19 protein-coding genes are annotated in these 18,744 nt (G+C 63.4%); 15 read left to right on the top strand and 4 right to left on the bottom strand.

Translation table 11 applies throughout. The annotated features are described in order from the left end of the window. Window positions 1-17 precede the first annotated feature (17 nt). The 6 genes from ubiA to CIW50_RS14455 all read left to right on the top strand — a co-directional run bounded on the left by ubiA (window position 18) and on the right by CIW50_RS14455 (window position 5,756). On the top strand, window positions 18-950 hold the full coding sequence (ubiA, locus tag CIW50_RS14480) for a 4-hydroxybenzoate octaprenyltransferase (protein ID WP_149532101.1): 933 nt from the start codon (window positions 18-20) through the stop codon (window positions 948-950). Between the two features lie 33 nt (window positions 951-983). Further along, window positions 984-1,922, top strand: coding sequence for a LysR substrate-binding domain-containing protein (locus CIW50_RS14475; RefSeq protein WP_149531925.1), 939 nt, complete (start codon window positions 984-986; stop codon window positions 1,920-1,922). 147 nt (window positions 1,923-2,069) lie between these two features. Continuing rightward, window positions 2,070-2,612, top strand: a complete 543-nt coding sequence (locus CIW50_RS14470) for a thiamine pyrophosphate-binding protein (protein ID WP_092139105.1) — start codon at window positions 2,070-2,072, stop codon at window positions 2,610-2,612. Beyond that, complete coding sequence (locus CIW50_RS14465; RefSeq protein WP_149531924.1) at window positions 2,600-3,196, top strand: thiamine pyrophosphate-dependent enzyme; 597 nt, start codon at window positions 2,600-2,602, stop codon at window positions 3,194-3,196. Before CIW50_RS14470 ends, CIW50_RS14465 begins: the two co-directional genes overlap by 13 nt. 115 nt (window positions 3,197-3,311) lie before the next feature. Beyond that, window positions 3,312-4,307 carry a Bug family tripartite tricarboxylate transporter substrate binding protein gene (locus CIW50_RS14460; RefSeq protein WP_149531923.1) on the top strand — a complete coding sequence of 332 codons (996 nt, stop codon included), beginning with the start codon at window positions 3,312-3,314 and terminating at the stop codon, window positions 4,305-4,307. A 318-nt stretch (window positions 4,308-4,625) separates the two neighbouring features. Beyond that, the gene (locus CIW50_RS14455; protein ID WP_197738371.1) at window positions 4,626-5,756 is read left to right on the top strand and encodes an FAD-binding oxidoreductase; all 1,131 of its coding nucleotides are present in this window, start codon (window positions 4,626-4,628) and stop codon (window positions 5,754-5,756) included. Window positions 5,757-5,785: 29 nt separating this feature from the next. On the opposite strand, the gene CIW50_RS14450 is transcribed toward CIW50_RS14455, so the two are convergent. Further along, window positions 5,786-6,310 carry a DUF6101 family protein gene (locus CIW50_RS14450; protein WP_149531922.1) on the bottom strand — a complete coding sequence of 175 codons (525 nt, stop codon included), beginning with the start codon at window positions 6,308-6,310 and terminating at the stop codon, window positions 5,786-5,788. A gap of 284 nt (window positions 6,311-6,594) precedes the next feature. On the opposite strand from CIW50_RS14450, the gene CIW50_RS14445 reads away from it, so the two are divergent. The 6 genes from CIW50_RS14445 to lpxK all read left to right on the top strand — a co-directional run bounded on the left by CIW50_RS14445 (window position 6,595) and on the right by lpxK (window position 12,108). Beyond that, window positions 6,595-7,995: a TldD/PmbA family protein gene (locus tag CIW50_RS14445; RefSeq protein ID WP_149531921.1), complete on the top strand. Its 1,401-nt coding sequence runs from the start codon at window positions 6,595-6,597 to the stop codon at window positions 7,993-7,995. Next, window positions 7,982-8,791 carry a 3'(2'),5'-bisphosphate nucleotidase CysQ gene (locus CIW50_RS14440; RefSeq protein WP_149531920.1) on the top strand — a complete coding sequence of 270 codons (810 nt, stop codon included), beginning with the start codon at window positions 7,982-7,984 and terminating at the stop codon, window positions 8,789-8,791. The genes CIW50_RS14445 and CIW50_RS14440 overlap by 14 nt, the downstream gene beginning before the upstream one ends. A gap of 61 nt (window positions 8,792-8,852) precedes the next feature. Continuing rightward, window positions 8,853-9,098, top strand: coding sequence for a DUF4170 domain-containing protein (locus CIW50_RS14435; protein ID WP_149531919.1), 246 nt, complete (start codon window positions 8,853-8,855; stop codon window positions 9,096-9,098). Continuing rightward, complete coding sequence (locus tag CIW50_RS14430; RefSeq protein ID WP_149531918.1) at window positions 9,095-9,808, top strand: lysophospholipid acyltransferase family protein; 714 nt, start codon at window positions 9,095-9,097, stop codon at window positions 9,806-9,808. The genes CIW50_RS14435 and CIW50_RS14430 overlap by 4 nt, the downstream gene beginning before the upstream one ends. Further along, a complete protein-coding gene (locus tag CIW50_RS14425; RefSeq protein ID WP_149531917.1) occupies window positions 9,801-11,105 on the top strand; it encodes a 3-deoxy-D-manno-octulosonic acid transferase in 1,305 nt (434 codons plus the stop codon). Before CIW50_RS14430 ends, CIW50_RS14425 begins: the two co-directional genes overlap by 8 nt. Continuing rightward, a complete protein-coding gene (lpxK, locus tag CIW50_RS14420; RefSeq protein WP_149531916.1) occupies window positions 11,098-12,108 on the top strand; it encodes a tetraacyldisaccharide 4'-kinase in 1,011 nt (336 codons plus the stop codon). Before CIW50_RS14425 ends, lpxK begins: the two co-directional genes overlap by 8 nt. 97 nt (window positions 12,109-12,205) lie before the next feature. On the opposite strand, the gene CIW50_RS14415 is transcribed toward lpxK, so the two are convergent. Both CIW50_RS14415 and xseA read right to left on the bottom strand, forming a co-directional pair. After that, a complete protein-coding gene (locus tag CIW50_RS14415; protein WP_089261889.1) occupies window positions 12,206-12,433 on the bottom strand; it encodes a DUF2093 domain-containing protein in 228 nt (75 codons plus the stop codon). A gap of 121 nt (window positions 12,434-12,554) precedes the next feature. Further along, window positions 12,555-14,180, bottom strand: coding sequence for an exodeoxyribonuclease VII large subunit (gene xseA / locus CIW50_RS14410; protein WP_149531915.1), 1,626 nt, complete (start codon window positions 14,178-14,180; stop codon window positions 12,555-12,557). Window positions 14,181-14,238: 58 nt separating this feature from the next. Here xseA and purD point away from each other — a divergent pair, with 58 nt between their 5' ends. Together purD and CIW50_RS14400 are read left to right on the top strand one after the other, a co-directional pair. Beyond that, the gene (purD, locus tag CIW50_RS14405; RefSeq protein ID WP_149531914.1) at window positions 14,239-15,522 is read left to right on the top strand and encodes a phosphoribosylamine--glycine ligase; all 1,284 of its coding nucleotides are present in this window, start codon (window positions 14,239-14,241) and stop codon (window positions 15,520-15,522) included. A gap of 68 nt (window positions 15,523-15,590) precedes the next feature. Then, a complete protein-coding gene (locus CIW50_RS14400; protein WP_149531913.1) occupies window positions 15,591-15,845 on the top strand; it encodes a DUF6894 family protein in 255 nt (84 codons plus the stop codon). On the opposite strand, the gene CIW50_RS14395 is transcribed toward CIW50_RS14400, so the two are convergent. Next, on the bottom strand, window positions 15,816-16,262 hold the full coding sequence (locus CIW50_RS14395; protein ID WP_172980333.1) for a nucleoside deaminase: 447 nt from the start codon (window positions 16,260-16,262) through the stop codon (window positions 15,816-15,818). The two genes, CIW50_RS14400 and CIW50_RS14395, sit on opposite strands and share 30 nt — an antisense overlap. 160 nt (window positions 16,263-16,422) lie before the next feature. On the opposite strand from CIW50_RS14395, the gene CIW50_RS14390 reads away from it, so the two are divergent. Continuing rightward, window positions 16,423-18,741 carry a pseudouridine synthase gene (locus tag CIW50_RS14390; RefSeq protein ID WP_149531912.1) on the top strand — a complete coding sequence of 773 codons (2,319 nt, stop codon included), beginning with the start codon at window positions 16,423-16,425 and terminating at the stop codon, window positions 18,739-18,741. Window positions 18,742-18,744: the final 3 nt, after the last annotated feature.

The raw sequence follows: 18,744 nt of genomic DNA, 5'->3' as shown, positions 1-18,744 counted from the left end.
CGAACCGTTCTATTCCAGTGAGCGACGCGGCCGCCCGCGTTGCGGATGCGACCGGCAACTGGGTCGATCGTTCGGCACCGCTGTGGTCGCGGCCCTATCTGCGGCTGTCGCGCTTCGATCGTCCGATCGGCTCATGGTTGCTGCTGATGCCGTGCTGGTGGTCGGCAGCGCTCGCCTCCGGCATGGCGCACGATATCCATCAACTGCCTAAGATGATCGCGCTGTTCTTTATCGGCGCCTTCGTCATGCGCGGCGCCGGCTGTACCTGGAACGACATCACCGACAGGGATCTCGACGCCAAGGTGGAGCGCACGCGCTCGCGGCCGATCCCGGCCGGGCAGGTCACGGCGAAACAGGCTTTCGCATTTCTGGTGCTGCAGGCGCTGATCGGTCTCGTGGTGCTGCTGCAGTTCAACACCTTTGCCATCGCCACCGGAATCGCTTCGCTGGGCATCGTTGCCGCCTATCCCTTCATGAAGCGCATCACCTACTGGCCGCAAAGCGTGCTCGGTCTCGCCTTCTCATGGGGCGCGCTGATGGGCTTCGCCGTCGTGTTCGGCCGCATTGATGCGGCAGCGCTGGCTTTGTATGCCGGGTCGATCTGCTGGGTGATCGCCTATGATACGCTCTACGCCCATCAGGACACCGAGGACGACGCGCTGATCGGCGTGAAGTCGACGGCGCTGCTGTTTGGGGAACGCACGCAGGCCGCGCTGACGCTGTTCTACGGGCTTGCCGTGTTGCTGATCGGCGCGGCGCTAGCACTGGCTGGCGCGCGCTGGCCGGCATGGCTCGGCCTCGCGGCATTCGCCCTGCATCTGGTCTGGCAGGTCGCACGCACCGATATCAGCGACTCCGCGCTATGCCTGCGGCTGTTCAAATCCAACCGCGATGCGGGGCTGCTGCTGTTTGCAGGATTGCTTGTGGATGCCATCATGCGGGCGGCGTAATCGCGCCTTCCCAAGCACTGGTGGACCACAGAGATGGACGTCGCGCAGCTCAAGACACTCATCCACGTGGCCGAACTGGGTAGCCTGAGCAAGGCCGCCGATCGCCTTCACATCGCGCAGCCGGCCTTGAGCCGGCAGATCAGACTTTTGGAAAAGGAGCTCGGCGCCGTACTGTTCGAACGGCACGGGCGCGGCATGGTCATCACCGAGGTTGGCCGTGAGGTTCTCAACCACGCCACGCGCGTGATGACCGAGTTCGATGCCATCCGCAATGTCACCTCGGAGGAGAGCGCGTCGTTCAAGGGGCTCGTCTCCATCGGCACGACGCCGACCGTGGCGGAGATCGTCACCGTTCCCTTGGTGAAGAAGATCAAGGAAGTGCATCCGCAGCTCTCGATCCGGCTGTCATCGGCTTTCACCGGGCATCTGCTCGACTGGCTGCAGCGCGGCGAGCTCGAACTCGCTGTGTCCTACGATCCGCAGCCGTTGCGTTCACTGCGCATCGTGCCGGTGATGATGGAGAACCTGCTGTTCGTCAGTGCCGGCAGCAAGGGATTGCGCATGGATCGTCCCGTTCCGTTCGCAGCGCTGGCCCATGAGGAACTAGTTTTGCCCAGTCTGCGCCACGGCTTGCGTGGAATCATGGAAGAATGCGCGCGGCAGGCCGGCATTCAATTGCGCGGCAGCGTCGAGGCGGATTCCTTCGGCGCGATGATCGATCTGGTGCGCAACGGTGTTGGCTCGACTGCGCTTCCGCTCGCGCCGATCCATGCGCTGGTCGAGAGTGGGGTGCTCTGTGCGGCGCCGCTGGTCAATCCCACGCCGGCGCGCAAGCTGGTTCTGGCCTATCCGGCAGACCGTTCGGTCAGCGCGGCGGCGCGCTTCGTCGGCGATACATTCACCGAGATCGCGGCCGATCTCGTCGCCCGGAATATCTGGGTCGGACACATGATCGATCCCGAGAAAACGTAGCTGCGTTGCATCATTCGCGCGCTGTCGAGTGCTGCAACGCCAGAGATCAAATCTCGGCATATCTCATCAAGCAAATCTGTATGCGTTGCGCGGTCTGCTTTGGGCTAAGCGTGAGTCAGCGCTATGCTGCAAGCAACGGAGACTGGAATGTCAGATGCAGGGCCCACGCCCGGTTCACAGGTGGATTGGCGGCACGATGTGTTTCGCATCCTCAAGGAGGCCGACGTCAAGCACGTGGTCTATGTGCCCGATGCCGGGCACTCCACGGCCATTCGTCTCGCCGACGAGGACAATGCGATCAATTCCGTGGTGCTGACCACCGAGGAGGAAGGCATCGGCTATCTCGCGGGTGCCTGGCTCGGCGGCGAGCGCGGCGCGCTGCTGATGCAGTCGAGCGGCGTCGGCAATTGTATCAACACGCTGGCGCTGCAGGCCTGCACGCGCTTTCCTCTGCTGATGGTCGTGACCATGCGCGGCGACTGGGCGGAGTTCAATGCGTGGCAGAACCCGATGGGGCAGGCGACCGAGAAGGCACTTAACCTGATGGGCGTTCTGACCTGGCGCGCCGATGAGCCGCAGGATGTTGCGCCGCTGTTGCACGGCGCCGCATCGATGGCATTCAATGGCGATGCGGCCTGCGCATTGCTTCTGGGGCAGCGCTTGATTGGAGAGAAGCAGTGGGTCAAGTAAACGCGGGCGGCGCGCTCGATCGCCGTGAGGTCGTGCAGACACTGCTGGCTGGGCGCAAGGATCTTCTCGTCGTCACCGGTCTCGGCTCACCATCCTATGACGTGATGGCTGCCGGTGATCACGACAACAATTACTACCTCTGGGCAGCAATGGGCAGTGCGGCCATGGTTGGCCTCGGGTTGGCCACGGCGAAGCCGAATTATTCGGTGCTGGTCATCACCGGCGATGGCGAGATGCTGATGGGGATGGGCGGACTCGCCACCATCGCTACGCGTAAACCTGCCAATCTCACCATTGCGATCCTCGACAACGGGCATTTCGGCGAAACCGGCATGCAGGTCAGCCACGCCGGGCTTGGCGTCAATCTCGATCGCGTGGCGCAGGCCTGCGGCTTCGGTTGGACGCGCGAGATCCGCGATATGGCCGGCGTGGAGGATCTGCGCGGTCGCCTGTCGTCGCGCGATGGCGTCAAGCTCGCGACCATCAAGGTGAAAGCGGAAAACCCGCCGCGCGTGCTGCCGTCGCGTGATGGTGTCTATGTGAAGAACCGATTCCGCGCAGCGCTTGGACACGCGCCGCTCTGAACCAACAGAAGGGCGCTCATCCATATGGATGCGGCGCCCTTCCGACGATCACTGGAAGACCCAATGCTGGAAAACCAGTGTGGGAAACAAAAACATCATCAAGGGTAGGGAAACAATGGCGAGCAAGATCACGCGCCGCACGTTCTGCCGCTCGGCGGCCGTCGCGGCGTCTGGCATGATGATTCCGGGTACTCATGCCTGGGCGCAGGCTGAATTGCCAAAGAGTCCAATTACGCTGATCGTGCCTTTTGCAGCCGGTGGGGCAACCGACATTGTCAGCCGGCATGTCGCCAAGAAGGTCTCCGATCAGCTCGGGCAGACTATTCTCATTGAGAATGTCGGCGGCGCTGGCGGTGTGGTCGGTGCCACGCGGGTCGCGCGGGCCAAGCCAGATGGGCTGACATTGTTGATGGGCACCATCTCCACCCACACGATCAATCCACTGATGGCGAAGGTGCCGCCTTACGATCCGGTCAAGGATTTCACCGCGATTTCGATGCTGGTGACGGTGCCCAATGTACTGATGGTGTCCAAGCAGGTGCAAGCGACCACCGTCAAGGAACTCATCGCGCTGCTCAAGGCCGATCCGACCAAATACAGCTATGGATCGTCCGGCGTTGGGACGCCGCCTAATCTGTCGGGAGAACTGTTCAAGGTGCAGGCGGGCGTGAAGATGGAGCATGTGCCTTATCGCGGCGGCGCGCCGGCCATGAACGATCTGATGGGCGGACAGATCCCGGTTCTGTTCGACGTGCTCAGCGGCGCGGCTCCGTTCATCAAGGCGGGCTCGATCCGCACGCTGGCCGTCACCACCAAGAAGCGGTCGCCGTCCTTCCCGGACATCCCGACCATCGCGGAGTCCGGCCTGCCTGACTATGAGACCTATACGTGGAATGCGGTGTTCGGGCCGCCCGGCATGGCACCTGCGCTTGCAGAACGGTTGAGCGCAGAGTTCCGCAAGGCCGTGGCCGATCCGGACGTGGCAAAGCAGTTGCGCGAGCTGAGCGGCGATCCGGTGGGTTCGACCGGCGCTGAGCTCGAAGCACAGGTCAAGGCCGAGGGCGTGAAATGGGGCCCGATCATTCAAGCAGCCGGTCTGAAGGCTGAGTAGTTCTTCGGAAGGATAGCGTGTTGACGTCTCTGAAAGCTGATCCTGCCGCATTTCTTGCTGCCGTGGCCGCAGTTATTGGCAGCAAATATGTGCGCACTGGTGCGGATGCCGATTCCTATCAGCAAGACTGGCGCGCACGTTATCGCGGGGCTGCTGTCGCTGTAGCCCTGCCGGGAAGTACGGAGGAAGTTGCGGCACTGATGGGCGTCTGCCGCAGCTTCGGTGTGGCCGTCGTGCCGCAAGCCGGCAATACCGGGCTCACCGGCGGAGCGGTCGCACCGGATGAATTGGACTGCCTGATCGTGAAGGCTCAACCGTGTGCGTCATCTCGATCCGCTCAACAATGCGGTGACGCTCGAAGCCGGCTGCATTCTGGCGGATGTGCGTGCGCTGGCTGACCAGCATGAACGCCAGTTTCCGGTGTTGCTCGGAAGCGTCGGCAGTTGCGAGATCGGCGGGTTGATCTCCACCAATGCCGGCGGCACCGGCGTGCTGCGTTATGGCAATATGCGTGAGCAGGTGCTCGGGCTGGAAGTGGTGCTGGCAGACGGGCGTGTCTGGAATGGCCTCAGGGCGCTGCGCAAGGACAATACCGGCTACGATCTCAAGCAGCTGTTCGTCGGCGCGGAGGGCACGCTCGGCATCGTCACCGCCGCTGTGCTGAAACTGTATCCAAAGCTCATGGTGTCAGCGACGGCGATGGTGTCGATGGATCAGGTCGGCCACGCGGTTGAGCTATTGCAGTATCTGCAGCGCACCACCGGCGGTCGTGTCGAAACCTTTGAACTGATGTCGCAGAGCCAATTGCAGATCGTTTTGCGCCATGGCGCGGCGAGCGGCAGTCCGATGGCGGTTGAAGCGCCATGGTATGTGCTGCTCGAACTGGCTGACAGCGCAGCGGACTGGAATGCGGTGGAAAGCCTGGAGACGGCGCTGGCCGCGGCGATGGAGAACGGACTTATCGGCGACGCGGTGATCGCAACCGATCAGGCCAAGGCTGACCGGATCTGGAACCTCCGCCACACGATTTCGGAATCCAACAAGCGCGAGGGTTTTACGGTGTCGAACGATACGTCGGTGCCGATCTCGGCGCTGCCGGAATTCATTGACCGCGTCACGCGTCGGCTGCAGCGCGAACTGCCGAATGCGCAGGTCGCCCATTGCGGGCATGTCGGCGATGGCAATGTTCATGTGATCGTCGTGTTTCCCTACGACATCGGCGATGCACAGGTCCGCGAGGCTGCAGCGCACGAGGCCAACACCATTGTGCATCAGGAAAGTGTCGCCTGTGGCGGCAGTATCAGCGCCGAGCACGGCATCGGCCGCATGCATATCGACCGGCTTCCGCTCTATACGTCGGAGGTCGAACTCGATCTGATGCGGCGTGTGAAACTCGCGCTCGATCCCGACCGGATGATGAATCCGGTCAAGGTGTTGCGATTGCCGTGAGGAAAGCGGCAGGAAATCCTGCCTGCTTCTTAATGTCGCGCGATGATCTCGCGCTCGCCCTTGTAGCTGCCGGCTTCGCCGAGCAGCCCGCCAGGACGACGGCGCACCAGAAATTTCGGGCGACGTTCGCGAATGGCATTGCGGCGGCGGCGGCGCTGCGACGGTTCGTAGGTCTTTTCTTCAGGCAACTGCGGAAGCGCGAAAATCTCGCTCCACATCTGCCAGGCCATGTCGATTTCCTCGCGATCCGAACTGACCAGCAATGGAATCGACAGTGAGGGATCGCGATGCGCGAGCATCAGCATCTTGCCGTCGTCGAGACCGCGCAGGGTGACGCCGAGAAAATCGCTGACGCGCACATTGATCGCCATCCGCATGCCGCTAACGGCGCGATGCAGGACGACGCGTGTACGATGCAATTCGATATGGCGGATCGCTCCGTCGGCGCGGGTGTCATGCGCCTCGAAACGAACCGGAAGTGAATGGGGATCGAGCCGCAATGCGCTGCTCGATCCCGGGGCATGGGCCCCACCTGTCGCTGTTTGATGCCTCACGGCTTTTTATCTCCCCGCCGGAATTATGTTCCCGGTCGATGGGGAGACCTTGCCAGAGCCGTTTCGGAATCGGCTTAAAAAGGCTGGTTAATCGAATCCGACTGCCCTTCATGATTGACAGAAGCTTGGCAGGCATGATTGACGAACCGTTGCGAGAGCCGTGAAATTCTTTCCTTTTCGACCCGGCAAATGCTTGAAGTCCCTGCGAAATAAGCACATCTCTAACAGCGGCCATCGCCGCTTCGGACCTGTTGAAATCGTCTCTCAATGTTGGGATTTTGTTCGTGAACTCTTCACCAAACGCACCGTCCTCTGTCTCCACGAAATCCGACAATTCCGATTTGCTCGATCAGTCCGTACTCTCCACGCTGGCGCAGCGTCTCGTCGAGGCTGCCAGGAAGGCCGGTGCGGATGCCGCGGATGCGGTCGCGGTGCGCGGGGTGTCGCATGGCGTCGAAGTGCGTGACGGCAAGGTCGAAGCCTCCGAACGTTCGGAAGGCGACGATATGGGGCTGCGCGTGTTCGTTGGTCGCCGTCAGGCGGTGATCTCCACCAATGACATGTCCGGCGACAATGTCGCGCAGCTAGCCGAACGTGCTGTCGCGATGGCGCGCGTGGCGCCCGATGATCAATATGTCGGCCTTGCGGACCCTGCGCTGCTTGCGCGCGACTTTGCAAATCTCGATCTGCTCGATCCCGTCGTGCCATCGGTCGCAGAACTCGAACGCCGCGCAGTCGAAGCTGAAGAAGCCGCGCTCGCGGTGAAGGGCGTGACCAAATCCGGTGGCGCGTCCGCCTCGACCGGCATCGGCGGCATGGTGCTGGTTACCTCGACCGGTTTCCACGGTTCCTATCTGCGCTCCAGCCAAGGCGTGTCGATGACCGCCATTGTCGGCGACGGCACCAGGATGGAGCGCGACTACGCCTTCACCTCGGCGCTGCATGCTTCCGATCTGGAGTCGTCAGCCAGTGTCGGCAAGCTCGCAGGCGAGCGCACGGTGGCGCGGGCCAATCCGCGCAAGGTGCCGACCTGCAAGGTGCCGGTGGTGTACGATCCGCGCGTCTCGAACTCGCTGGTCGGTCACGTCATCGGTGCCGCCAATGGCGCGTCCGTCGCGCGCAAGACCACGTTCCTCAAGGATAGCCTCGGCAAGCAATTGTTCGGCAGCAATATCCGCATCATCGACGATCCCCTGCGCGTGCGCGGGTTGCGCTCGCAGTCTTTCGATGCCGAAGGCGTTGCGACAAAGCAGCAGGCCATCATCGATGGCGGTGTGCTCACGACCTGGCTGCTGGATTGCGCGACCGCGCGCGAGCTGGGCATGACCACGACAGGCCACGCGCATCGTGGCGTGTCGTCTTCGCCATCGCCCGGCGCGTACAACCTGCATATGGAAGCAGGCGATGTCAGCCCCGAAGATCTGATCGCCGATATCAAGGAAGGCTTTTACGTCACAGACCTGATCGGCTCGGGCGTCAATGGCGTGACCGGCGACTACAGCCGTGGCGCCGGCGGGTTCTGGATCGAGAACGGCAAGCTGACTTATGCCGTTAGCGAGATCACCATCGCGGGCCATCTGTTCGAGATCTTCAAGTCGATGACTCCTGCGAACGACCTCACTTTCAAATACGGCGTCAACGCGCCGACCGTGCGCGTCGAGGGACTGACGATTGCCGGACGCTGATCTCGATACAGACAAACGGCTCGCGCACGATGTTGCCCTGATGGCGGACACGGTGCGGGCCGCCGGCGAGCTCGGCCTGGCAATGTTCGGTACAGAACTCAGGAAATGGACCAAGGGCGAATCCTCCCCCGTCTCCGAAGCGGATATCGCCGTCAACGATCTGATCGAGAAGCGGCTGCGGGCGGCGACGCCGAATTACGGCTGGCTCTCCGAGGAGAGTGCGGACGATGCGACACGGCTCGGCAAGCGCTTGACCTGGATCATCGATCCGATCGACGGCACGCGCAGTTATCTCGCCGGCCGTGAGGACTGGTGTGTCTGTGCCGCGTTGGTCGAGGATGCCCGACCGGTCATGGCCGCGGTATTCGCGCCATCCACAGATGAATTTTTTCTGGCGGTCCGCGGGCAGGGCGCCACCTGTAACGGTGCTCCGGTTCGGGCGACGACTGGCACCGCGATGGATTTCTCCCGCGTGGCCGGCCCGAAACCTCTGGTCGAGCGGATGGTCCATCCACGGCAGGACATCACGTTATATCCACGCATTGGCTCACTGGCGCTGCGATTGTGCTGGATTGCCAATGGCAGGCTGGACGCGGCTTTTGCCGGGGGGCAGAGCCGGGACTGGGATCTGGCGGCCGCAGATTTGATCGTCCAAGAAGCGAATGGTAGGATGACCGAGCTTTCGGGCGAACCTATCCTCTATAATCGCCGGGAAGTGACGCACGGATTGCTGGTCGCAGCGGGGGCCGAACGTCATGCTTACATCGTTGAGCAATTCCAGAATGGCCGGATATAACCGGCTGCACCACTATCTTTGACTTTTCGGATCGCAGCCGGCCGCTGCAGGAACAGGATTCATGTCGGACACACCACAGCAACTGCTTCATCTGGTCATCGGGGGCGAGCTGACCAACCTGAAAGAGACGACGTTCAAGGATCTCAGCCAGGTTGAAGTCGTCGGCGTCTATCCAAATTACGCGACGGCATTTGTCGCCTGGAAGGCCAAGGCGCAGCAGACCGTCGACAACGCCCACATGCGCTACTTCATCGTCCATCTCCATCGGCTGCTCGATCCGGGTCAAGACGCGAAGCCGAGCGCTTGAAACGACTGCTCCGAAACACGCTGCGCAGCAGCTGGGTTCAGCGCGCTGCGGGTTTTCTCGCGGCCGAATTTTTGCGGCTGGTCTGGAAGACCAACACCTTCACCTTCGATCCCGTCGATGTCTATGACATCGTCGAGCCGCAGATGCCGGTCATCCTGGCGTTCTGGCATGGTCAGCATTTCATGACGCCGTTCATCAAGCAGAAGGATTATCGCGGCGCGGTGCTGATCTCGAAACATCGTGACGGCGAGTTCAATGCGCTGGCTGCCGAGCGTCTTGGCATCGCCACCGTGCGTGGCTCCGGCGATCACGGCGGCGCGTTTCACCGTAAGGGCGGTGTCGGTGCGTTCAAGGAAATGGTGCGGGTGCTGGAGCGCGGTATCAATATGGCGCTGACCGCCGACGTGCCGAAGCGCTCGCGTGTCGCCGGCATGGGCATCATCATGCTGGCCCGCGAAAGCGGCCGGCCGATCATGCCGTTCGCCATGGCCACCAGCCGTTATGTGCAACTCAACAACTGGGACCGCACAACGATCAATCTTCCGTTCGGGCGCGGCGTCCTGGTCGGCGGCGAGCCGATCAATGTTCCGGCCGACGCGGACGGCGCATTGATGGAGGCGTTGCGCCTGCAGCTCGAGGCCACGCTGAACGAGGCTACGCAGCGTGCCTATGATGCGGTAGGTCGGCCGGAAGGTGCGGGTCGTGCCTAACGCGCTGCCGATCACGCTGCGCGCCTATCGCAGATTATCTGCTGCGCTGACGCCGCTTGCGCCCGTCTTGATCAGGCAACGGTTGAAGAAGAACAAGGAAGATCCCGCGCGCCTCGACGAGCGTCGCGGCATCTCGCAGATCGAGCGCCCCGCCGGGCCGCTGGTCTGGATTCACGGCGCCAGTGTCGGCGAGGTGCTGGCCGCGGCGGCGCTGATCGAGCGGCTGCGCGCGCTGGGCATGCGCATCCTGCTGACCTCGGGCACGGTGACCTCGGCCGAGATCATCGCCAAGCGCTTTCCGACCGATATCATCCATCAATACATTCCCTACGATTCTCCGCGCTTCGTGGCCCGCTTCCTCGATCACTGGAAGCCAAGCCTGGCGCTGTTCATCGAGAGCGATCTCTGGCCGAACCTCATCATCTCCGCCGCCAAGCGGCGGCTGCCGATGGTGCTGATCAATGCGCGCATGTCGCAGCGCTCGTTCCCGCGCTGGCAGAAATTTTCGGCGACCATCGGCGCTTTGCTCGGGCGTTTCGAGATTTGCCTGGCGCAGTCCGAAACCGACGCCGAGCGCTTCAGCGCATTGGGGTCGCGCAGCGTCGTCGTCACCGGCAATCTGAAGCTCGATGTGCAGGCGCCGCCGGGCGACGCCGTGAAGCTGGACAAGCTCATGGCGGTGACGCGCGGTCGCCCCATCATCGTCGCATCGTCGACGCATCCCGGCGAAGAAGAGATCATCCTTGAGACTCACAAGACGCTGACCAGTTTCTTCCCGAAATTGCTGACGGTCATCGTGCCGCGCCACGCCCATCGCGGAGCGGAGATCGCGCAGATGATCACGGTTGCAGGTGCGCAGGTCGCCTTGCGCTCGCGCGAGGAATTGCCGCATGCAGGCACCGATCTCTATGTCGCCGACACCATGGGCGAGCTCGGCCTGTTCTATCGTCTGTCACCGGTGGTGTTCATCGGCGGTTCGCTGGTGCCCCATGGCGGGCAGAATCCGATTGAAGCCGTGAAGCTCGGTGCGTCCGTGGTGCATGGCCCGCATGTCTTCAATTTCACCGATGTCTATGAGGCACTCGATGGCGCCGGCGGCGCGAAGCTCGCCGACTCCTCGGAGCAGTTGGTGAACCAGCTCGGCCAGATGCTCGGCAACGAGGCGGCACGCGATGCCGCAATCGAGGCCGGGCATCGCGTGGTTGAACGGCTTGGCGGCGCGCTCGATCGTACGCTGCATGCGCTGGAGCCTTATTTGATGCAGCTCCGGCTCGAAGCGGGAGCGCAGGATGCGTGAGCCGGCGTTCTGGCGGCCGCCATCGACATGGTTGTCGCGTCTGCTGATGCCGCTTGGCGCCATCTATGGCGAAGTCGCCGGCAGCCGCATGGCGCGCAAGGGCGTCGATGTCGGCATTCCCGTTCTTTGCGTCGGCAATTATCACGTCGGCGGTGCCGGTAAGACGCCGACAACATTGGCGCTGGCGCAGGTGCTGCGCGATCTCGGCGAGACGCCTGTTGTGCTGAGCCGCGGTTATGGCGGCAAGTTACGCGGCCCGGTGAAAGTCGATCCGTCCAGACATGTGGCCGCAGATGTTGGCGACGAACCGCTGATGATGGCATGGCAGGTGCCGGTGGTGATCTCCCGGGATCGGGTCGCAGGCGCAGCGCTGGCGCGCTCGACCGGCGCCAGCGTCATCGTGATGGATGACGGCTTCCAGAATCCTGCCATCGCCAAGGACGCGTCGTTCATTGTGATCGACAGCAATCGCGGTCTCGGCAACGGGCGCGTGCTGCCCGCGGGACCTCTGCGGGCACCGCTCGATCTGCAAATAGCGCGTACTGACGCGTTGGTGGTGATCGGCGATGGCGTTGCGGCGGCGGGTGTGGCTGCATTGGTTGCCGGCACTGGCGGCCCGGTGCTGACGGCGCGTCTTGTGCCGGACGAAGCGTCAGTGGCTGCCTTGCGCGGCAAGCGCGTATTGGCCTTTGCGGGGATCGGCGATCCCCAGCGTTTCTTCCGCACGTTGCGTCATGCGGGTGTCGATCTGGCTGTAGAGAAGGCCTTCGTCGATCATCATCCGTACACATCCGCGGAGATCGATACGTTGGTCGTACAGGCCAAGCGCGATGGCCTGACGCTGGCGACGACGGAGAAGGATTTCGTCAAGATCGGCAGCATGCCGGCCGCGGCGGAGATCGTGCCATTCGCCGTAACGCTGGCCTTCGAAGACAAGGCGGCGCTGCAGGCTTTCGTGATCGAGAAGCTCAACAAGGCGCGAACGAAGACGCTCGGAAGGTAGGATGGGTAGAGCGTAGCGAAACCCATCGCCGCAACGTTTGTAGTTGATGGATTTCGCTCCGGCGCGAATGCGCCTGCGCTCTACCCATCTTACTGCTTCACTTCTGACCCTTGACTGCGTCCGGATAATGCCGCGCCAGCACCGCATTCGGCACCGCATAGGCTTCCTGCCGATCGACGCTCCAGTATTTCAACTCATCCAGCGGAATGCGCTCGCCGGTGATGGCGCAGGTCACGTAGGTGCCCGGCGAGACGACGCGGAAATCGCCGTCGAGATATTGCAACTGGGCTTCGCCGTGGCCCGAGGGGCCAAATTTGTTCAGCACGACTGGTCTCCTGGATCGTCACTAAGTCGTCTTGCCGGATCGGTCTCCGGCCCGGAATGTCGTCATCTCGTAGCATAAATAGGGCCGCGGCGTCGCCCAATAAAGGCGGCCTGCGCAACCTCTAGAACAGGCTGCCCTGATCGATTTTCGTCGTCTTTTTCGGCGCGGCCGGCGATGCAGGCTTTGCTTCACGCGTAGCGGCCGTGCGGTCGCCATCGGCAGTCACGCCGACGCGGCCATCGGCGAATTCGATGCTCAGGCGGACGCCGGCTCCGATGTTGGCGGCGGCATGCAGCGCTGCGCCTTGCTCGTCGCGTACCAGTGCAAAGCCGCGCGCCAGCACGCTGCGATAGGAGAGGGCTGACAGCAACTGGCTCGATGCCTGCACGCGCGCCTGCTGGCGCTGCACCAGTGTCGTCAATGCACGGCGCGCGCGTTCGGCAAGGCGCAGTGCGCGCTCCCGATCGCGCGTGATGGCATTGCGCTGCGCCTGCGCATTGGCGAGCTTGGAGGCCTTCAATCGTGCTTCAAGGCCAGTGAAGCGATCGCGGCGCTGCCGAAGCAGTGCACGCGCGGAGAGGCTCAAGCGTTCACCCGATACCGTCAGTCGCTGTGTGGCGTGGGCGATCTGTGCGCGCAGCACGCGCAGCGTCAGCCCGGCGCTGGCCTGCGCGAAGCGGCGATGATGCGCGTGTGTATTGGCCTTCAACGCACGCGGCAGCGACGCGGTTGCGCCGTCGAGACGCTGGCGCGGAATGGCGAGCAATTCGCTGAGATCCGGCAGAGCACGCGCTGCGGCGCGTAGTTCGTTGCGGCGGGATTCCTGTCCGCGCTGCCAGCACAGCATCATGCGGCGCTCGAAGCCGGATATCTCCACCATCAGTTCGGCGCGCACGGGCACCGCCATTTCGGCAGCCGCCGTCGGCGTCGGCGCGCGCTTGTCGGCGGCGAAATCGATCAGCGTGATGTCGGTCTCGTGGCCCACGGCAGAGATCAGCGGAATCATGCTCTCGGCCGCGGCACGCACCACGATTTCTTCGTTGAACGACCAAAGGTCTTCCAGCGAGCCGCCGCCGCGCGCGACGATGAGCAGATCCGGCCGCGGAATGGCGCCGCCCTCCGGCAGTGCATTGAAGCCATGGATGGCGGCTGCGACCTGTTCCGCCGAACCTTCGCCCTGAACTTTCACAGGCCATACCAATACGCGGCGCGGGAAGCGATCTTCCAGTCGATGCAGGATGTCGCGAATGACAGCGCCGGTCGGCGACGTCACCACGCCGATCACCTCCGGTAGCCACGGCAGCAATTGCTTGCGCGCTTCGTCGAACAGACCCTCGGCGCCAAGCTTGCGCTTACGCTCCTCCATCAGCGCCATCAGCGCGCCGACGCCGGCGGGCTCGATGGCCTCGATGACGATCTGGTATTTCGACGAGCCGGGATAGGTGGTCAGCTTGCCAGTTGCGATGACTTCGAGGCCTTCCTGCGGCTTGAACCGCATCCGGCCGTGGACGCCCTTCCAGATCACGGCCTCGATCTTGGCACTCTCGTCCTTCAGCGAAAAATAGCAGTGGCCGGAGGAATGTGGCCCGCGAAAGCCCGAGATTTCACCGCGCACGCGCACGTTCCCGTAGGCGTCTTCCACCGTCCGTTTCAGGGCTGAGGACAGCTCGGAGACGGTGAATTCGGTGGAATTCGTCAGCGGGGCAGCGGCAGTTTTAGGCATCGGGGACTCAAGCTGTTGCGGCATCGAATTAGCATGCTAAAGGCTGTCGCAACCATCAAAAAACCCGGTCTGGCAGTCTCCCATGAACATTCTCCTCCTTGGTTCCGGTGGCCGCGAACACGCGCTGGCGTGGAAACTCGCGTCCTCGCCACTGCTGACCAAATTGTGGTGCGCGCCAGGTAATGCCGGCATTGCCCGGGAGGCCGAATGCGTGGCCCTCGATGTTGCCGACCATGCGGCCGTGATCGATTTCTGCCGGACCAACAAGATCGATTTCGTCGTGGTCGGCCCCGAAGCGCCGCTGGCGGCGGGGATCGTCGACGATCTGGCTGCTGCCGGTATCAAGTCGTTCGGGCCGAGCAAGGCCGCCGCCCGGCTCGAAGGCTCCAAGGGTTTCACCAAGGATCTCTGCAAGGCCAATAACATTCCGACCGCGGCCTATGAGCGCTTCAGTGATGCGGATGTCGCCAAGGCCTATATCCGCGCGCAGGGTGCGCCGATCGTGATCAAGGCCGATGGTCTTGCCGCCGGCAAGGGCGTGGTCGTTGCGATGACGCTGAAGGAAGCGGAAGACGCCATCGACATGATGCTGGGCGGCGGCTTCGGCGCAGCCGGTGCGGAAGCGGTGGTCGAGGAATTCATGACCGGCGAGGAAGCCTCGTTCTTTGTGCTTTGCGACGGCGAGCATGCACTGCCGCTGGTCGCGGCGCAGGATCACAAGCGCGCCTTCGATGGCGACAAGGGGCCGAACACCGGCGGCATGGGCGCCTATTCGCCGGCGCCGGTGTTTACTGATGCGATCCGCGATCGCACCATGAACGAGATCATCCTGCCGACGCTGCGCGCCATGAGCGCGATGGGCACGCCGTATAAAGGCGTGCTGTTCGCCGGCCTGATGATCACCGACGAAGGCCCGAAGCTGATCGAATACAATGCGCGGTTTGGTGATCCCGAGACGCAGGTTCTGATGGTCCGGCTGATGTCGGATCTGCTGCCGGCGCTGATCGCTTCCTGCGACGGGCAGCTCAAGAATTTCGATCTGCGCTGGTTCCCGGATCCGGCGCTGACCGTGGTCATGGCCGCCAAGGGCTATCCCGGCGACTATGAAAAGGGCACCCGGATCGCCGGCCTCGACCGGGCCGAGAAGATCGAGGGCGTCGAGGTATTTCACGCCGGGACCAAGGCGTCCGGCGACTGGATTCTCGCCAATGGCGGGCGCGTCCTCAACGTGACCGCGTCGGCCAAGACTGTCGGCGAGGCCCAGCGCCGTGCCTATGAAGCCATCGGCCTGATCAATTGGCCGGAAGGTTTTTGTCGGCGCGATATCGGCTGGCAGGCGGTGGCGCGGGAGCGCAAGGGCAAGTAAAGGTATCCAGGGGTTCCTCTTGGGGAACCGAAGGTTGCATGGCGTGTTGATGGGGCTGTGAGGTACCCATGGCGCACTATTATTTCGACCTCAAGAACGGCACGACGCAGCGCGACCACGCTGGTCAGGAGCTGCGCAGTGACGCCGAAGCCGTTGCACAGGCTTATGTGATTGCCGATGAAGTCAGCGCGCGCCCTGCGACGCATCAGGACCATGCGCGCTATATTTGCGTGATTCACGAAGACGGGCACGAAGTGACCCGCGTTCCTATCGATATTGCTGCCAGCAAAGCCTCAGCGCCGCGCTTTAAAAAACTCTCGTAACAGCGTGGCAGACTGGGTTTCTCCCAAGGACGGATAGACCTCCGGCACGTGGTGGCAGGTCGGTGACGCGAAGAACCGCACGCCGGAATCGACCCCGCCGCCCTTGGGATCGACAGCTCCGTAATACAGCCGCCGGATCCGGGCGAAGGAGATGGCCCCCGCGCACATGGTGCAGGGCTCGAGGGTCACATAGAGATCGCAGTCGACCAGCCGTTCGCTGCCGAGCCTGGCGGCGGCCTCCCGGATCGCCAGGACTTCGGCATGGGCGGTCGGGTCGCGGTCCCGGAGGGTGCGGTTGCCGGCACTGGCAATCACCTCGTTATTTCCTACGATGACGCAGCCGATGGGGACTTCGCCGGCGTTTCCGGCGCTTTCGGCCGCTTTCAGCGCCAAATCCATGAAAGAAGGTGCGGTCAACGGCTCGTTTCCTGCGCAAAACTCTGCTACGGAGTTGCATTCAGCAAAAGTGGATACTGGTTTTGCGTGAGAATGCGCCCCAATGAGCGCGCATTTTCGGCCCGCGAACCCTGTCCGCACTGCTCAACCCAATTCAGCTTCCGCTGCAGTGAGACCCTTCATGCCCCGCGACAACGACAAAAACAACGGCCCCTCGCGCGGCCGGCCACCCGGTGGCAAAGGCGGGGCCGGCAAAGGCCGCTCCGGTGCCGCTCGCGGACCCGAGAAGAAATTCGCCAAGCGCGATGGCACCTACGCGCCGAAACCGGCGGGCGCAGGTGGCGAGAAGCGCTCCTTTGGCGGCAAGTCTTCCGGCGGCAAGTCCTTCGGCGCCAAGCCCTATGCCGGCAAGCGCGATGACGACCGCGCACCGCGCCGTGACTACGGCGATGCGCCGCGTCGCGATCGTGACGACGCGCGTCCGGCCCGCTTCAACCGCGACGACCGTCCCGCGCGCAGCGGTGGTGGTGACCGCCCCGATCGCGGTCCGCGCAAGGATTTCGGGGACCGCGAGAAGCGGCCCTATACACCGCGCGCCGGCGGCGGTGGCGATAAACGTCCCTACAGCCCGCGCGGAGACGCACCGCGTGGCGACCGTCCGAATTTCAACCGCGACGACCGCGCCCCGCGTGGTGACCGCAGCGATGCGCGTCCGGCCGGACGTTTCTCTGACAAGAAGTTTGGCGACAAGAAGCCCTATGCGTCGCGTGATGGTGGCGGAGAGAAACGCCCCTACACCCCGCGCGGCGAAGGTTTTCGCGGTGGCGATGGTGACCGTCCGCGTCCGCGCTTCGATCGGCCGCAAGGTGATCGCAACGATCGTCCCCAGCGTGATCGCAGCGATCGGCCGCAGGGCGACCGTCCATTCAGCCCGCGCCCGTCGCGCGATGGTGATCGCCCCCGCGGCGACCGGCCTTTCAGTGCCGAGAAGAAATTTGGCGGCGACAAGAAGTTCTCCCGTGGTGCGCCGGATCGCGGCGGTCCGCGCAAGAGCTTTGGGGATCGTCCTGATCGCGGAGATCGTGGTGGACGTGACTTCGAGCGCGGCCCTGATCGCAGCGAACAGAAGCCCTGGCAGAAGCGCGAAGGCGGTTCGGACGACCGTGGCAGCCGCAATGCGCGTCCACCGCGTGACGGCGCGCGCAATTTCGATCGGCCGAAATTCGACAGACCCAAATTTGATCGTCCGCGTGACGATCGGCCCGAGCGCGGCGATAGCGAGCGTCCGCGTTTCTCGCGTCCGCGCGAGGATCGCCCGAGTTTCGATCGTCCGCGCGAGCCCCGTGGTCGCATGGATTGGCAGGAGCATGGTCGTAGCGAGGTTCGCGACGGTGACGATCGTCCGCGCCGCGAGAACGAGGACGACAGCAGGATTTTCGCAAAGCGTCCTGCTTTCGGTGGCCGCGGTGAATATCGCGAGCGTGATTCCGAGCAGCGCCGTCCTGCGCGCGTTCCCGCTGCCAAGAAAGCCGGTGAGCGTATCGCCAAGGTCGTATCACGTGCGGGCCTGTGCTCGCGCCGCGACGCCGAGGAATGGGTCACGCAGGGTCGCGTGGCGGTCAATGGCCGCGTGATCAATTCGCCTGCGCTCGATGTCTCGACCAACGATGTCATCACCGTTGACGGCAAGCCGTTGCCGGCGCCGGAGCGCACGCGCCTGTTCCTGTATCACAAGCCGCGCGGCCTGATGACGACCCATGCCGATCCCGAGGGACGGCCGACGGTGTTCGATCATCTGCCCGAAGGCCTGCCGCGCCTGATCTCCATCGGCCGGCTGGATTTCAACACCGAAGGCTTGCTGCTGCTGACCAATGACGGCGGCCTCGCGCGGACATTGGAACTGCCTGAGACTGGCTGGCTGCGTCGCTATCGCGTGCGTGCGCATGGCGAAGTCACGCAGGCGCAGTTGAACGAACTGAAGAATGGCGTCGAAGTCGACGGTGTCAAATACGGTTCGATCGATGCCACGCTGGAGCACGACAAGGGCGCCAACGTCTGGCTGGTGTTTGCGATCCGCGAAGGCAAGAACCGCGAAGTGCGTAACGTGCTCGCGCATCTCGGTCTCGAAGTGAACCGCCTGATCCGTATCTCCTACGGGCCGTTCCAGCTCGGTGAGATCGAAGAGGGCCAGGTCGACGAAGTGAAGACCCGCGTGCTGCGCGAGCAGCTTGGCGAGAAGATAGCGGATGCTTCGGGCGCCGATTTCGGTCGGCAGTTGCCTAGCAAGGGCGATGTGTCGCTCGATCCGGTAATCGTGAAGAAGCCGGTGCTGAAGCGCTCCACGGTGGAAGACCGCAAGGGCCGTCGCATTCTCGTGCAGCGCGCCGGCTCGGAAGAGTCGCGTGCGCGCAACGAGGACGCGGCCACCTTCGGGGGGCCGCCGAAGAAGCCGAAGCGCGGCTACCACGGCAAGCGCGATCTGAAGCCGCGGGACGAATAGGCC

The organism is Tardiphaga sp. P9-11, assembly GCF_008329525.1.
Classification (GTDB): domain Bacteria; phylum Pseudomonadota; class Alphaproteobacteria; order Rhizobiales; family Xanthobacteraceae; genus Tardiphaga.
Note: the sequence above shows the minus strand (reverse complement) of the source record. Positions and strands in the feature narration are given on the sequence as shown.

What these genes read in the sequence shown, in the direction of transcription:
- CIW50_RS14400 (WP_149531913.1), top strand. Translation starts at nt 15,591, where the DNA reads ATGGCGCACTATTATTTCGACCTCAAGAACGGCACGACGCAGCGCGAC.
- xseA (WP_149531915.1), bottom strand. Translation starts at nt 14,180, where the DNA reads ATGCCGCAACAGCTTGAGTCCCCGATGCCTAAAACTGCCGCTGCCCCG.
- lpxK (WP_149531916.1), top strand. Translation starts at nt 11,098, where the DNA reads ATGCGTGAGCCGGCGTTCTGGCGGCCGCCATCGACATGGTTGTCGCGT.
- CIW50_RS14435 (WP_149531919.1), top strand. Translation starts at nt 8,853, where the DNA reads ATGTCGGACACACCACAGCAACTGCTTCATCTGGTCATCGGGGGCGAG.
- CIW50_RS14475 (WP_149531925.1), top strand. Translation starts at nt 984, where the DNA reads ATGGACGTCGCGCAGCTCAAGACACTCATCCACGTGGCCGAACTGGGT.
- CIW50_RS14390 (WP_149531912.1), top strand. Translation starts at nt 16,423, where the DNA reads ATGCCCCGCGACAACGACAAAAACAACGGCCCCTCGCGCGGCCGGCCA.
- CIW50_RS14460 (WP_149531923.1), top strand. Translation starts at nt 3,312, where the DNA reads ATGGCGAGCAAGATCACGCGCCGCACGTTCTGCCGCTCGGCGGCCGTC.
- CIW50_RS14470 (WP_092139105.1), top strand. Translation starts at nt 2,070, where the DNA reads ATGTCAGATGCAGGGCCCACGCCCGGTTCACAGGTGGATTGGCGGCAC.
- purD (WP_149531914.1), top strand. Translation starts at nt 14,239, where the DNA reads ATGAACATTCTCCTCCTTGGTTCCGGTGGCCGCGAACACGCGCTGGCG.